Origin of the sequence: Halomonas sp. hl-4, assembly GCF_900215475.1 — a bacterium.
GTDB lineage: Bacteria > Pseudomonadota > Gammaproteobacteria > Pseudomonadales > Halomonadaceae > Vreelandella.
In genome coordinates this window covers 3,085,235-3,098,371 of sequence record NZ_LT907845.1, presented here as the reverse complement: position 1 = coordinate 3,098,371, position 13,137 = coordinate 3,085,235, and the positions used below count along the sequence as shown (strand labels likewise).

Sequence of the window (13,137 nt, the reverse complement as noted above, 5' to 3'; positions counted from 1 at the left end):
CGCCGGAGAAGAACGATGCGCGACTCTCTCTTTGGACTGGTGCTAGGTCGCCTGGCCTCCAGTCTTATTACCCTGCTGATGGTATCGCTGGTGATCTTTGCAATCACCTCGCTGCTGCCAGGGGATACCGCCCAACAGATACTGGGGCAGTTTGCCACGCCGGAACAGGTGGAGGCGCTGCGCGCCCAATTAGGTCTCAATCAACCGCCCTTGCTGCGTTACTGGCAATGGCTGAGTGGCTTTGTCACCGGGGACCTGGGGCGCTCTGCCAGTAATGATACAGAGGTCATTAAACTGATCAGTGACCGGCTCCCCAATTCGCTGTTGTTAGCCGCCATTACCACCGTAATTTCCGTCCCCGTGGCGATCATTATGGGCATTACCGCTGCCATGCGCCGGGGTGGCGTGCTCGACCGCACCCTGAACCTGATCACCTTGTCGATGGTGGCGGTGCCCGAGTTTCTGGTCGCCACCCTGGCGGTGCTGATTTTCGCCGTGCAGCTCGGCTGGCTACCGGCGCTCTCCTACACGTCTACCGTCGACAGTTTGGGCGCCTTCATGAAAGTTTACGCCATGCCGGTGCTCACCCTGTGCAGCGTGTTGATTGCTCAAATGGCACGTATGACACGGGCGGCCTTGATCGATCAGCTCGACAGCGCTTATGTGGAGATGGCGCGGCTCAAGGGCGTTCCACCCATGCGGCGTGTACTCCGCCATGCGTTGCCTAATGCCGTTGGCCCGATTGCCAATGCGGTGGCACTTAGCCTCTCCTACCTACTGGGCGGGGTGATCATCGTCGAAACCATCTTCAACTATCCAGGCATCGCCAGTTTGATGGTCGATGCGGTTTCCAATCGCGATCTCGCCCTGGTACAGGCCTGCGCCATGATCTTTTGCGGCACTTATCTGCTGCTGGTCATGTTGGCTGACCTGTGCGCGATTCTCTCCAACCCGAGGCTGCGAAACCGATGAACGATACCAAGACAATGCCCGCTGCCAAGGGCAACCGTCATCCCTATGTCTCGCCAAGAAGCCGCCTGCCGATAGCGGTACCCAAACAGCGCAATCGTTCAGGGTGGCAGCTCACCCGCTGGATTGGTCTCAGCCTATTCAGCTTCTGGCTGCTCGTCGCTCTGTTTGGGCCACTGTTGGCACCGTATCCCATGGGCGCCTTTGTCTCTGATGAGATTTATGGCGGCGCGACCACGGCCCACCTGCTGGGCACCGACTACATGGGCCGCGATATGCTCAGCCGCATGCTCACCGGGGCACGCTATACCGTGGGGCTGGCGCTGGTGGCCGCGTTACTGTCAACTCTGGTTGGCGCGGGCTTTGGCATGTTGACGGTGCTCCTGCCCCGCTGGCTCGAGGAGAGCGTTCGGCGGATATTCGATACGCTGATCTCGATCCCCAGCAAAATGATGGCCCTGGTGATGGTCTCCGCCTTTGGCACCTCTATCCCACTGCTGATTTTGGCGGCAGTGCTCAGCTACGCGCCGGGCTCGTTTCGTATTGCCCATAGCCTGGCCAAGAACCTCTCCACCCTGGAGTACGTTCAAGTCGCCCGTACCCGGGGAGAGGGACGGCTGTACATCGCCGCCGTGGAAATTTTTCCCAACATGATCCAGCCCGTGCTCACCGATATGGGCATGCGCTTTGTGTTCATCGTACTGCTGCTCAGCGGCATGAGCTTCTTGGGGCTGGGTGTCCAGCCTCCCGTCGCCGACCTGGGCTCCCTGGTGCGTGAAAACATCGGTGGGCTTAGCGAAGGCGCATTGGCCGTGATTGCCCCAGCCCTCGCGATTGGCTCATTAACCGTCGGCGCCAACCTGTTGATCGACAGCCTCTCGAACAGCCGCGAAAACCAGAAGGAGTGACGCCATGCAAGGTGAATCGCTGATCGTACGCGATCTTGATATCTGTGCGACCCCGCCTGGTGAGGATGAGCGCACGATCGTCAGCCAGATCAATTTCACGCTCAAGCCAGGCGAAGTGATGTCGCTAATCGGTGAGTCCGGTTCGGGCAAGACCACCATTGCCCTGGCCATGATGGGCTATGCCCGGCGCGGCTGCCGGATCGCCGGCGGCAGCGTGCAGCTGGGCGAGACCGATATCCTGTCGCTCTCGGCCGTGGAGACCCGCGCGCTGCGCGGCCACCGGGTGACCTACATTGCCCAAAGCGCCGCGGCCGCCTTCAACCCCTCGCGCCGCCTGATGGACCAGGTCATCGAAGGCGCGCTCATTCACGGCGTGATGGATCGTCAACAAGCGCAGCAGAAAGCCATTCAGCTGTTTGGCGAGCTGGCCCTGCCCGACCCGGAAAATATCGGCATCCGTTACCCTCATCAGGTTTCCGGGGGCCAGCTACAGCGGCTTATGGCCGCCATGGCCCTGATCACCGACCCCGCGCTGGTAATTCTGGACGAGCCAACCACCGCACTGGATGTGACCACCCAGGTGGATGTGCTGCGGGCCTTCAAGCGCGTGATGCGCGAGCGGGGTACCACGGCGCTGTATGTCTCTCATGACCTCGCCGTGGTGGCGCAGATTGCCGATCACGTGCTGGTGCTACAGGCCGGGGAGGAGCAGGAGCAAGGGCCCATTGGGCAAATCCTGGACAATCCGGGCCATGCCTACACGCGCAGCTTATTGGCGGCGGCGCGTCCCGAGGCCCACATGCCCCCCAGCCTGCCGTCCGGCGGCGACGAACTGTTGCGCATTGATGATCTTCAAGTGGGCTACGGGCGCTGTGATCGCAGTGGGCTCCCGAAAAATGTCGTGCTGGATCATATCCAACTGCGCATCGATCGCGGCCAGGCGCTAGGCGTGATTGGTGAATCCGGGTCGGGCAAATCGACGCTTGCCAGGGCAGTTGCTGGCCTGGTGGCGCCGTCACGGGGTGAAGTTCAGTTCAATTGCCGTGAGCTACCGCCGACGCTGCGCGGACGCACCCCCGACCAGTTTCGGCGTATCCAGATCGTCTTCCAGAGCGCCGACAATGCGCTCAACCCCGCCCACTCGGTGAGGCGGCTGCTCAACCGGCCACTGGAAACTTATTTTCAGATGAGCCGCGATGCCCGACAGCGTCGGGTCGAGGAACTGATGGACTTGGTCAAACTGTCGCCCTCCCTGCTCGACCGCAAGCCCAGTGAGTTGTCAGGCGGCCAGAAGCAGCGCGTCAATCTCGCCCGGGCGCTAGCCGCAGAACCCGACCTGATTCTCTGCGATGAAGTGACCTCGGCGTTAGATACCGTGGTAGGCGCCGCCATTCTCGAGCTGCTGGCTGAACTGCGCCGTGAGCTTGGCGTTGCCTACCTGTTTATTAGCCACGATATCTCGACGGTACGCTCGCTGTGCGACGACGTCATGGTGCTTTACCAGGGGGAGTGTGTGGAGTTCGGCCCCTGCAGCACGGTGCTCAACCAGCCACAGCACGCCTACACCCGCAAGCTGATTGGCTCGGTGCCAGAGCTACAGCCGGGCTGGCTGGAAGGGTGCCAATGGTCGACCCATACGCAGCCGTCAACCGCGCCCGTTTAACCACTAACCCTATTGATGACCAGGAGAAAAGCATGCCGTCTTTGCCCCTCAGCGACTCTCAACTGCTCCGCGAGCAGGCCTTTATCAACGCACAATGGTGCGACGCCGACGATGCGGCCACGCTGACCGTCACCAACCCCGCCAGCGGCGAAGCACTGGCTAGCGTACCCAGCATGGGTGCCAGCGAAACCCGCCGTGCGATAGAGGCCGCCGAAGCGGCCTGGCCCGACTGGCGTGCGCAAACAGCGGCAGCGCGCGCAGCACTGCTGGAGCGCTGGCATGCGCTGATACTGGAAAACAGTGAGGACTTGGCGGTATTGATGACCCTGGAACAGGGCAAGCCGCTGGCCGAATCACAAGGGGAGGTTAAGTACGGCGCAAGTTTTATCAAATGGTTTGCGGAAGAGGCACGCCGCGCCTATGGCGAGACCATCCCCTCGCCCAGCGCGGATCGCCGCATTGTGGTCCTCAAACAGCCGGTGGGCGTGTGCGGTGCGATTACCCCCTGGAACTTCCCCATCGCCATGATTACCCGCAAGTGCGCGCCCGCGTTAGCGGCCGGCTGCCCGATTGTGATCAAACCGTCGGAGCTGACGCCGCTTTCAGCATTGGCCTTGGCAGTGCTCGCGGAGCGTGCTGGTTTTCCCCCAGGCGTGGTGAATATTGTCACCGGGTTGCCCGAAGGCATTGGCGGCGAACTGACTTCCAATCCCACCGTGCGCAAGCTCTCCTTCACCGGCTCGACCCGGGTGGGTAGCCTGCTGATGCGCCAGAGTGCCGACGATATCAAGCGCCTCAGCCTGGAGTTGGGCGGCAATGCCCCGCTGATCGTGTTTGACGATGCTGACCTGGAACTGGCGGTGGCCGGCGCCATGGCGAGCAAGTTCCGCAACGCGGGCCAGACCTGCGTCTGCGCCAACCGTATTCTGGTTCAATCCGGCATTCATGACCGCTTTGTGGCCCGCTTGGCGACCGAAATCGAGGCGTTGCGCTGTGGCGACGGCATGAAGGAAGGCACCACGATCGGCCCCCTCATCAACGACCAGGCGGTGAGCAAAGTCGCCCGCCATCTCGATGACGCCTTATCCCATGGTGCTGAACGGGTGGTCGGTGAGGTGCCCAGTGGTCAGGATCGCTTTGTGGCGCCGGTACTGCTCACCAAGGTAACCGAAGCCATGCTGGTCACCCAGGAAGAGACCTTTGGCCCCGTCGCCCCCATTATGCAATTTGACAACGAAGAAGAGGCTATTCGTATTGCCAACGCTACGCCCTTTGGGCTCGCCGCCTACTTCTTCACCGAGAGCGTGCGCCGGGCCTGGCGGGTCGGTGAAGCGCTGGAATTCGGCATGGTCGGCCTTAACACTGGTTCTATTTCAATGGAAGTCGCGCCGTTTGGTGGCATGAAACAGTCAGGCCTGGGCCGTGAAGGTGCCAGCCAGGGGCTGGATGAGTACCTGGAAGAGAAAGCGTTTCATATGGGCGGACTGAACTAACACGTACTTAACGAACGCCAACATACCCCACTCGCTCGCCGATACACAGCGAGCGAGTGGGGAAACGCTATGCTAGTAACCACGCTGCAGGTCGACACGGCCAATCATTGGCTCACCGCGTTGATAACGACGCAGGTTGTCCAGCAGGATCGGGAAAGCGCTATCCGGCTGCGTCATCGCGGCTACGTGGGGGGTCAGCAAAATCCGCTCGTCTTGCCAGAAGGGGTGGTCATCGGCGGGCGGCTCTTCGCTTAACACATCTAATACCGCCGCGCTCAGATGCCCGTCGTCGAGGGCTTGCGTCAGGTCGTGATCAACCAGGTGCTCGCCCCGGCCAATGTTGATCAAGGCCGCGCCTTCGGGCATACGCGCAAAAAGGTCGCTATTGAGAATACCGCGCGTAGCGTCGGTCAGCGGTAACACGCAGATCACAATATCGCTTTCAGCCAGGAACCCATCCAGCGCTGCCTGGCCGCTGTGGCAGTGAACATTCGCCACCTGCTTTGGCGAACGCGACCAGCCGCGCACGTCAAAACCGTAACCTGCCAGATGGGTGGCGATGGCGCAGCCAAGCTGGCCCAAGCCGAGGATACCGATGCGTCGTTTTTCAGTCGGCACAAGCATATGCGCCTGCCATTTCCCCTCGCGCTGCTGGCGCACATAGTCGCCCATGCGGCGGTGCAGCCACAGCGTTGCAAAGGTAGCGTACTCAATCATGCCGCGCTCAATGGCGGGGTCGAGCATCCGCACCACCGGCAGCTCTGGAGGCAGGGCGTCAAAATCAAACTGATCGACTCCCGCAGAGGTGGCAAACAGCACTTCAAGGGAGGGCAGGCACGCCATGATGTTTTCCGGGGGCGTCCACGCCAACAAATAGCGGATCTCATGAGGGTCGCCGATATCGGGCCATTGGCGGAACTCAATATCCGGCGCGTGTTGGGCAAACAGTTCCTTCCACCGGGCGCCGCGCACCGGGTCAGATTTATACAGCAGTGCCATCGCAGCGTCTCCTTAGCTAAAACGTCATCCTACGGTGGTTTGAGAGGCAGCGGATACCGTTTTGACAGTGGTGAAGCGAAGCCATGGGCCTAAATCCACGTTTAAGTGGCAGATTACACTGCGCTCCCCCATACAGTGAATCATGCTGCACAAGCCAGTAAATACGAAGGATTACGCGGTTACCGAGGCCATGCCAAGCGCATCTAGCTTGCTAACAACGGTAAGCTCAAGAACGTATGGGTATTGGCGTTCGCTCTCTCGTTCTATCTAAAGGCGGCGCCAACACACCACAACATGAACATCGTGACTATAACCATGAATATGTTTAAGGAGCCCGCAGATGAATACCGCCGCCCACCCTTCCTACGCCATGCTAAGCCAGCGCGAGCAGTGCATTCCCCGCGGTGTGGTGAACGCCCACCCTATCGTCATTTCCCATGCCTGCGGCAGCGACGTCTATGACGTCGACGGCAAGCGCTATTTGGATTTTGTGGGGGGTATCGGCGTGCTCAATGTCGGCCACAATCACCCACGGGTGGTGGCAGCGGTTCAGGCCCAGGTGGAACGTATTTCCCATATGAGTTTCCAGGTGGCTGCCTACCCTGGCTATATAGAACTGGCTAGCCAGCTGGCCAAGCTGGTCGGCGGCACACAGGACTACCAAAGCGTGCTCTTTACCTCCGGTGCTGAAGCGGTGGAAAACGCCATCAAAATTGCCCGCTCCCATACAGGGCGCCCCAACGTGATCGCCTTTCGCGGTGGCTTTCATGGGCGCACGCTCCTGGGCACCACGCTCACGGGTATGAGCCAGCCCTATCAGCAGAATTTTGGCCCCTTTGCCCCCGCTATCCACCACGTGAGCTACCCGGATGCGCTGCGTGGCGTCAGCAGTGAGGATGTGCTTGCGGAGTTGGACACCCTTTTCGCCACGGAAGTCGTCCCCGAGCAGGTCGCCGCTATCCTGATCGAGCCGGTACAGGGTGATGGTGGCTTCCTGCCTGCGCCGGTCGAGTTTATGCAGGCACTGCGCGCCTTGACGGAACGCCACGGCATTGTGCTCATCGCCGATGAAATTCAAACCGGCTTCGGGCGCACGGGCAGGATGTTTGGCTTTGAACACAGCCATATCCAGCCAGACCTGGTCACTGTCGCGAAGAGCCTGGGCGGAGGCTTGCCGATTTCAGGCGTGGTTGGGCGTACCGAGATGATGCAAGCACCCGCGCCGGGTGGGCTCGGCGGCACCTATGGCGGCAGCGCGCTGAGCTGTGCGGCGGCACTGGCGGTGCTGGATATTTTTGCCGATGAGCAACTGATTGAACGTGGCATCGCCATGGGCAAACGCCTGGAAACAGGATTGCGCCAGCTGCAAGCCAAGCATCCTTTGATTGCCGACGTCCGCGGACAAGGCCCAATGCTTGCCATCGAGCTTCTCAAGGGCCCGCGGGCCACACCTGAAGACGCCGCCCTGGTGCAACAGGTCATCGATCACTGCCGTGCAACGGGTTTGCTGGTGATCAAGTGTGGTGTTCATCGCAATGTCATTCGCTTCCTGGCGCCGCTGAATACCAGCGACGAACAAGTCGACGAAGCAGTAGGGATGTTAGACAACGCATTATCGAACACCACGCACTAATTCATCGCCAATGCCAGGAGAGCAGGACGTCATGCAATTGACCGACTATACGACGCTATGCATGGATGCCCATGGCGTTCTGATCGATCGAGACAGAGACATTATTCGCGGTCTATCGCCACTGTTGGCGATGCTACCTGCTCCTCCCCCAGTGGAGCAGGTATTAGCAGACTATGTGCAGGCGTTGCATGAACTCACGGATGAGCAGATGGGCGCCGTTTCGGCTCACTGCACGGTCTATCGCGCCCTGGCCAACCGCTGGGGGCTGGAGGTGGATTGGCAGGAAGGGATCGAATTCGCCAGCTCACTTGGCTTTGGATCCCTTTATGAAGATGCCCCTGGGGCGATCCACTATCTGCGCAAGTTCTATCAGCTCAGAGTGGTGACGTCCCTCAATGAGCAGGAGTTCTTCGCGTTTAACCAGCGCATCGGCCTTTCAGTTAACGAGCGGTTCACCACCGGCAGCTTTGTGGGCGCGCGCGCCAAGCTTCGGGAGATGGAGGCGGATAGCCACGTCCTGCTCTTAACCGCGGGCCCTGCATCTGCTAATAGCCGAGGCGGGCACTGCCGTATCACGCGCAGTGCCAAAGCGGACCAGCCGCAAACGCCGTCATGTATCTCGCTAAGCGATTTTATTTATCAGCATCAGCTTGCTCTACGCGGCGAATTGCTTTAGACAAAGGTATTAGTTCAAACTAATGGGGCGTATTTACCGCCCCCCTAGCAACCCTAATAATGTAGAGGACTTTGCATGGTGGCCAGCGTCCGTCTTGATCGTATCGACATTAATATTCTCGTTCAGCTTCAAGCGGATGGACGGATGACTAACGTCCATTTGGCCGATGCTGTCGGGCTATCGCCCAGTCCCTGTCTACAGCGCGTCAAACGATTAGAAGCCGCTGGCTATATCACTTCGTTTCAAGCTCGACTCAACCTTGCAAAAATGATGGAGAGCGTCACCGTCTTTACTGAGATCACCCTGACGGACCACCACCGGGAAGATTTTCTGCGCTTCGAACAGAAAATTCGCCAGGTCGATGAAGTCATGGAGTGCCACCTTATTAGCGGCGGCTATGACTATTTGCTGCGCTTTATAACGCGCAGCATTGCCCATTATCAGCGCGTCATGGAGGCACTGATCGAGGACGAAATCGGTATCGAAAAATATTTCAGCTATATCGTTATCAAGACGCCAATCAATAAAGAGCAGCTTCCGCTTCGCACTTTAATGGAGGGTTAACCTTAGCGCATTACCTTCACCCCTCCCGAAACGCCTCCACCACCCGATCAGCCAATACCTCGCTGGCATCACCACTGCCTGCACGCTTTACCAGTGCCACTTGGTAATCACCTAGCGGCGGCAGCGATTCGTTGTGCAGGCGTTTGAGCGGCGGGCGGACCAGGCTTTTGGGGAAAGCCGTCACGGCCAAATCGGCCAGCATAGCGGCCTCCTGCCCGGCACAGTGGTCGCAGGAGTAAGCAATGCGGTAAGCAATCCCCGCTTGATCAAGAGCATTGAGGGTAATTCGACGCCACGCACACCCCTGCTGGGCCAGAGTTACCGGCAGTGGCGTTCGCTGCACGGCAACGCCGTCTTCACGACCCGCCCATACCAGCGGTTCGCTGTGGACGATTTCTCCCCGCGCCGCCTGACCAGGCCCTCCAGCCATCACCAGGGCGAGATCAAGCTCGCCCTCATCCAACCTGGCGAGCAGATCTTTGCTGCGCCCCACCTCGACATCGACCTGCACCGCCGGGTGCGATCGGGCAAACTGGGCCAGTACCGTCGGCAAAATACGTCCCACCACGTCGTCCGTTATCCCCAGCCCCACGCGCCCTTCGATGGTAGGGGCTAAAAACTGGGTCACGGCTTCCGCATTGAGTTTAAGTAGCCGCCGTCCATAGCCCAGCAGTACTTCCCCCTCGGCCGTCAGGCGGACATGCCGCGCCTCGCGGACAAACAGCGTCTGGCCGAGGGTCTCTTCCAGGCGTTTGATCTGCATGCTCAGGGCGGAAGGGGTGCGAAATAACTGCTGGGCGGCGCGGGTAAAACTGCCGCTCTCCGCAATCGTCACAAAGGTGCGCAGCACCTCGCTATCCAGTAGCGGCAAGGCCGTCCGGCTGGGAGCTATGGTAGAGAGTTGATTCATCACGCCACCTTTCAGAAAAACTTAACACACAGTGTAGATCTTTTCGTTTGATTGATCCAAGTCAGCACGCCAAGCTGGTAACAGAGGTCGCGACCCTCCACTTATTAATCACATAACACACCTGCCGAGTGGGCCCGTTTAGCCAACCGCAGGAGTGAAAAAGGAGGTGCGCGATGAAGTGTGAAGCCCCTACCCAACATGCCCATCAGGCATGGGAAAAAGCCAGCCAGTTGGCGCCGCCGCCCAAGCCCCCGCAATTGCAGTTTTACACGCCTGCCATGCCCTCGATGCGGATAATTCGAGCGCTGGATATGCGCTGGTGGCGCTACCTTCGACGGCGGTTGTATCGTCGCCATATATTGCCGCTATTAGATTACGACGACCTCGTACTGCGGGATATTGGCCACTCCCGAGGCGATATTCTCTGGGCCAACCAACTGCCACTAAAGGTCGATGCCATTCAGGCGTTAGAGGCGCGACAGAAACAATGTCATGTGCCGCCAAGCTAGCATTGAAAAAAGCGTCGAACCTGGGAGAGGTTCGACGCTTGTTATGGTCTTGCCAAGGCGTGTTTCAGCTTGGGGACTAAACGCCTACCGGCCCACCATCGCGCTTTTGAATCACCACGGTCGATGCCCGTGGGCGAACGTCGCCGCTGGCGGCAACGGTGGCATCTTGCACGAGTTCATTGCCATCCGCTGGCCAGTTACTTGGGTGTTGAATGTTGATAAACAGCGCGGTTTTATCCGGCGTGGCAAAAATACCGGTGACTTCGCAGCCGTTTGGCCCGACCGCAAAGCGCTTTAGCTGCTGCTGGTTGCTGCTGTTGACCACCGGCCCCGTACCGCTAATATCGTCCAATGCCCTTGGCACAACGGCGAGCAGTTGGTCGTTGGTGTACTCCGCTACCCCTTCATAGCCATTATCGGTCTGAATCCATAGAATGCCTTGCCCCTCGCCACGTTCGTCGAACCAAAGACCATCGGGGCTGGCAAATTGATTCATTTCATTCAGTCCTGAGGGGTTATCGGCATCATCTTCCGCCGCGCCAAATACAAATATTTCCCAGCGGAACGCATCTGGCAGGCGACTTTCGCGCCAGCGAATAATGTGACCAGCCTCGTTATTGGCACGTGGATTAGCCGCGTTAGTGGGTGCCAAGTCATAACCTACCCCCACCTGCTCCAAGCGCTCACCGTCGTTGGTATAGGTTGGCTGTGAATCTTCAGCGATGCGCTGTGAGTTATTCGTCAGAGTGAGATACACCTCGCCCGATGCAGGGTCAACAGAGGCCCATTCGGGCCGATCCATCGGCGTGGCCCCCAGCAGGTCCGCCGCATCGCAGGTATTGATAATCACACCGGCTAAATCGTTCTCTTCCAGGCCCAGCGCCGCCGCCAATGTACGGCCATCCCGGGTCTCAGCCTCGGGCGTCAGCGGCAGCCACTCACCGCTGCCGTCGGCATGAAAGCGGGCTACGTACAGGGTGCCGTTATCGAGATATTTATGGCCAATGGAAAGACGGTCGTACGCCTCGCCCGGCCGGTTGGCATCGGCAGGATCCCAGGCGGCGTCGGACACGTATTTATATACGTACTCGTTGCGGGCATCGTGACCGGAGTAATAAACGATTGGCTGGCCAGCTTCCAGCTTGCCTAACCAGCACCCTTCATGGCGGAACCGGCCCAGTGCCGTGCGCTTGACGGCGCGGGCATCGCTATAGGGGTCGATCTCGACCTGATAACCGAAGGTGCGCGCTTCGTTACGATAATCATCCTCGGCGCGCTCGCCGCGTGGCGTGATGTTAAAACGGGCAAACTCGTCGTTTTCTTCTGAGGCATCGCCTGCCGACGTTTCCCAGGCGTAACGGCCACGCTCAGTGGGAATGCCAATCCGGGCGTCGTCCTGGAAGCGCTCGCCAGTGTTGACGAAGACGTTAGGCCAGTTCTCTTCACAGGCAATGTAGGTGCCCCAGGGGGTGACGCCGTTACCGCAGTTATTGTTGGTACCGCGGGTTTGGGTGCCCGCCGGAGAGAAGCGCGTTTTAACGTAGTCGCTGCCCGCCACAGGGCCCGCCAGATCCATTTCCGTTGCGCTGGTAAAGCGGCGGTTATAGCGGGAGCCCGGTACATGCGACCATTGCCCATTGGCGTCTTTTTCAACCTCTACAATGGTGACACCGTGCGCGTTGATCTCAGTGCGCGACTCTTCCGCCGGGCGCTCACCCTCATCAGCGTTAGTGGGACCGCCCTGAGGGGCCCACAGCGCGGTTTGATCGATGTATTCGTTATTGAGCGCCAGCACAAAACGGCGCGAGGCGTTATCGGCATCCAGGGCAAAACCGGCCATGCCGTCGTGGTGCATGCCCACGCTCGCCGCTTGACGCTCAGGGGTCATTGGCTGGTCAGGCTGCCACGAGTCATTTTGATTTAGCGGCGTGCCCCATGGCACTAATACCTGAGCCACGTAGCCGTCAGGCACCACGACGGCATCGGTATGCGAACCCCGGACCGCCTCAAAGGCAAGCGTCAGCGGTGTTTTTTGTGATCCGTTAGAGGCAAGCGCTTGAGCAGCACCGCCAAAACTAAGCATTGAGGCAGCCGCCACGCTCAGGCCGCCGCGCATGACATCACGCCGCGACACATGCTGTGCCAGTATGTCAGCAAATGGCTCATTACCACTCTGATTAAACAGACGATGATCTTCGATTTCCTTGCTCATTCTGGTCTCCCCTGATCGTTTGTAAGCCAACGATTAAACGTTAGGAGACACTAAAGAAGCTAAATGACAGCACGATGGCGAAGTGCCTACATTTAGATGAATACTGCTTATGTGGCGAATCATTGATATAAGTCCATACTTCTTTAATACTCAGCACGCTGGCTTTATGTAAGCGTGCCTATTGTAAGCAAGAATGAGACTGATCCGCCTCATGTGGGTGGTGCTGGCAGGAGTAAGTTTTAGCATCGGTGTACTGGGCATTTTTCTGCCTCTGCTGCCCACCACTGTGTTTATGCTGATGGCGGTTTACTGCGCCTCCAAAGGCTCGCCGCGCTTTGAGGCCTGGATCCGCTCCCGCCACTATGTCGGGCCACTGCTGGTTACCTGGGAGCAGGAGCGCGCCATCCCCCGCCGCGCCAAGCTGGCGGCCGTTAGCATGATCGCATTGAGTGCGCTGATCACCGGCTGGTCACTCGGCCCCGGCTGGCAACGCTGGGGAGTGATCGCCCTACTGGTGCTGATTGCCCTGTGGCTGGCTACCCGGCCAGAGCCTTCTTCTTCCTCTGCAGAGTAGCGTTCAGGCGTTCTCACACTGCATATT

At 59.2% G+C, this 13,137-nt stretch carries 12 protein-coding genes; 9 read left to right on the top strand and 3 right to left on the bottom strand.

Annotated features, from left to right (window positions below):
- The first annotated feature begins 15 nt into the window (after window positions 1-15).
- From CPH17_RS14650 to CPH17_RS14635, 4 genes are read left to right on the top strand one after another with little or no spacing between them, the layout of a single operon-like run.
- Entirely contained in the window at window positions 16-972 is a 957-nt protein-coding gene (locus CPH17_RS14650) for an ABC transporter permease (RefSeq protein WP_074394983.1), read from the top strand.
- Window positions 969-1,877, top strand: coding sequence for an ABC transporter permease (locus CPH17_RS14645; RefSeq protein WP_082934171.1), 909 nt, complete (start codon window positions 969-971; stop codon window positions 1,875-1,877). Before CPH17_RS14650 ends, CPH17_RS14645 begins: the two co-directional genes overlap by 4 nt.
- 4 nt (window positions 1,878-1,881) lie before the next feature.
- Window positions 1,882-3,540: an ABC transporter ATP-binding protein gene (locus tag CPH17_RS14640; protein WP_074394982.1), complete on the top strand. Its 1,659-nt coding sequence runs from the start codon at window positions 1,882-1,884 to the stop codon at window positions 3,538-3,540.
- Between the two features lie 32 nt (window positions 3,541-3,572).
- On the top strand, window positions 3,573-5,033 hold the full coding sequence (locus tag CPH17_RS14635) for an NAD-dependent succinate-semialdehyde dehydrogenase (RefSeq protein ID WP_096300963.1): 1,461 nt from the start codon (window positions 3,573-3,575) through the stop codon (window positions 5,031-5,033).
- A 72-nt stretch (window positions 5,034-5,105) separates the two neighbouring features.
- Here CPH17_RS14635 and CPH17_RS14630 read toward each other — a convergent pair whose 3' ends face one another.
- Window positions 5,106-6,032, bottom strand: coding sequence for a 2-hydroxyacid dehydrogenase (locus CPH17_RS14630; protein WP_074394981.1), 927 nt, complete (start codon window positions 6,030-6,032; stop codon window positions 5,106-5,108).
- 340 nt (window positions 6,033-6,372) lie between these two features.
- Between CPH17_RS14630 and gabT the strand changes: the two genes are divergently transcribed.
- The 3 genes from gabT (at window position 6,373) to CPH17_RS14615 (ending at window position 8,905) form a co-directional block, all read left to right on the top strand.
- Window positions 6,373-7,665, top strand: coding sequence for a 4-aminobutyrate--2-oxoglutarate transaminase (gabT, locus tag CPH17_RS14625; RefSeq protein WP_074394980.1), 1,293 nt, complete (start codon window positions 6,373-6,375; stop codon window positions 7,663-7,665).
- Between the two features lie 31 nt (window positions 7,666-7,696).
- Complete coding sequence (locus CPH17_RS14620) at window positions 7,697-8,341, top strand: hypothetical protein (RefSeq protein WP_074394979.1); 645 nt, start codon at window positions 7,697-7,699, stop codon at window positions 8,339-8,341.
- Between the two features lie 75 nt (window positions 8,342-8,416).
- Window positions 8,417-8,905, top strand: a complete 489-nt coding sequence (locus CPH17_RS14615) for an Lrp/AsnC family transcriptional regulator (protein WP_074394978.1) — start codon at window positions 8,417-8,419, stop codon at window positions 8,903-8,905.
- 16 nt (window positions 8,906-8,921) lie between these two features.
- On the opposite strand, the gene CPH17_RS14610 is transcribed toward CPH17_RS14615, so the two are convergent.
- Window positions 8,922-9,815 carry a LysR substrate-binding domain-containing protein gene (locus tag CPH17_RS14610; protein WP_074394977.1) on the bottom strand — a complete coding sequence of 298 codons (894 nt, stop codon included), beginning with the start codon at window positions 9,813-9,815 and terminating at the stop codon, window positions 8,922-8,924.
- 173 nt (window positions 9,816-9,988) lie between these two features.
- Between CPH17_RS14610 and CPH17_RS14605 the strand changes: the two genes are divergently transcribed.
- Window positions 9,989-10,324 (top strand): hypothetical protein, encoded by a 336-nt coding sequence (locus CPH17_RS14605; RefSeq protein ID WP_074394976.1) that lies wholly within the window; start codon window positions 9,989-9,991, stop codon window positions 10,322-10,324.
- Window positions 10,325-10,400: 76 nt separating this feature from the next.
- On the opposite strand, the gene CPH17_RS14600 is transcribed toward CPH17_RS14605, so the two are convergent.
- Window positions 10,401-12,536, bottom strand: coding sequence for a PhoX family protein (locus CPH17_RS14600; RefSeq protein WP_096300097.1), 2,136 nt, complete (start codon window positions 12,534-12,536; stop codon window positions 10,401-10,403).
- A 193-nt stretch (window positions 12,537-12,729) separates the two neighbouring features.
- Between CPH17_RS14600 and CPH17_RS14595 the strand changes: the two genes are divergently transcribed.
- Window positions 12,730-13,110: a YbaN family protein gene (locus CPH17_RS14595; RefSeq protein ID WP_035581196.1), complete on the top strand. Its 381-nt coding sequence runs from the start codon at window positions 12,730-12,732 to the stop codon at window positions 13,108-13,110.
- Window positions 13,111-13,137: the final 27 nt, after the last annotated feature.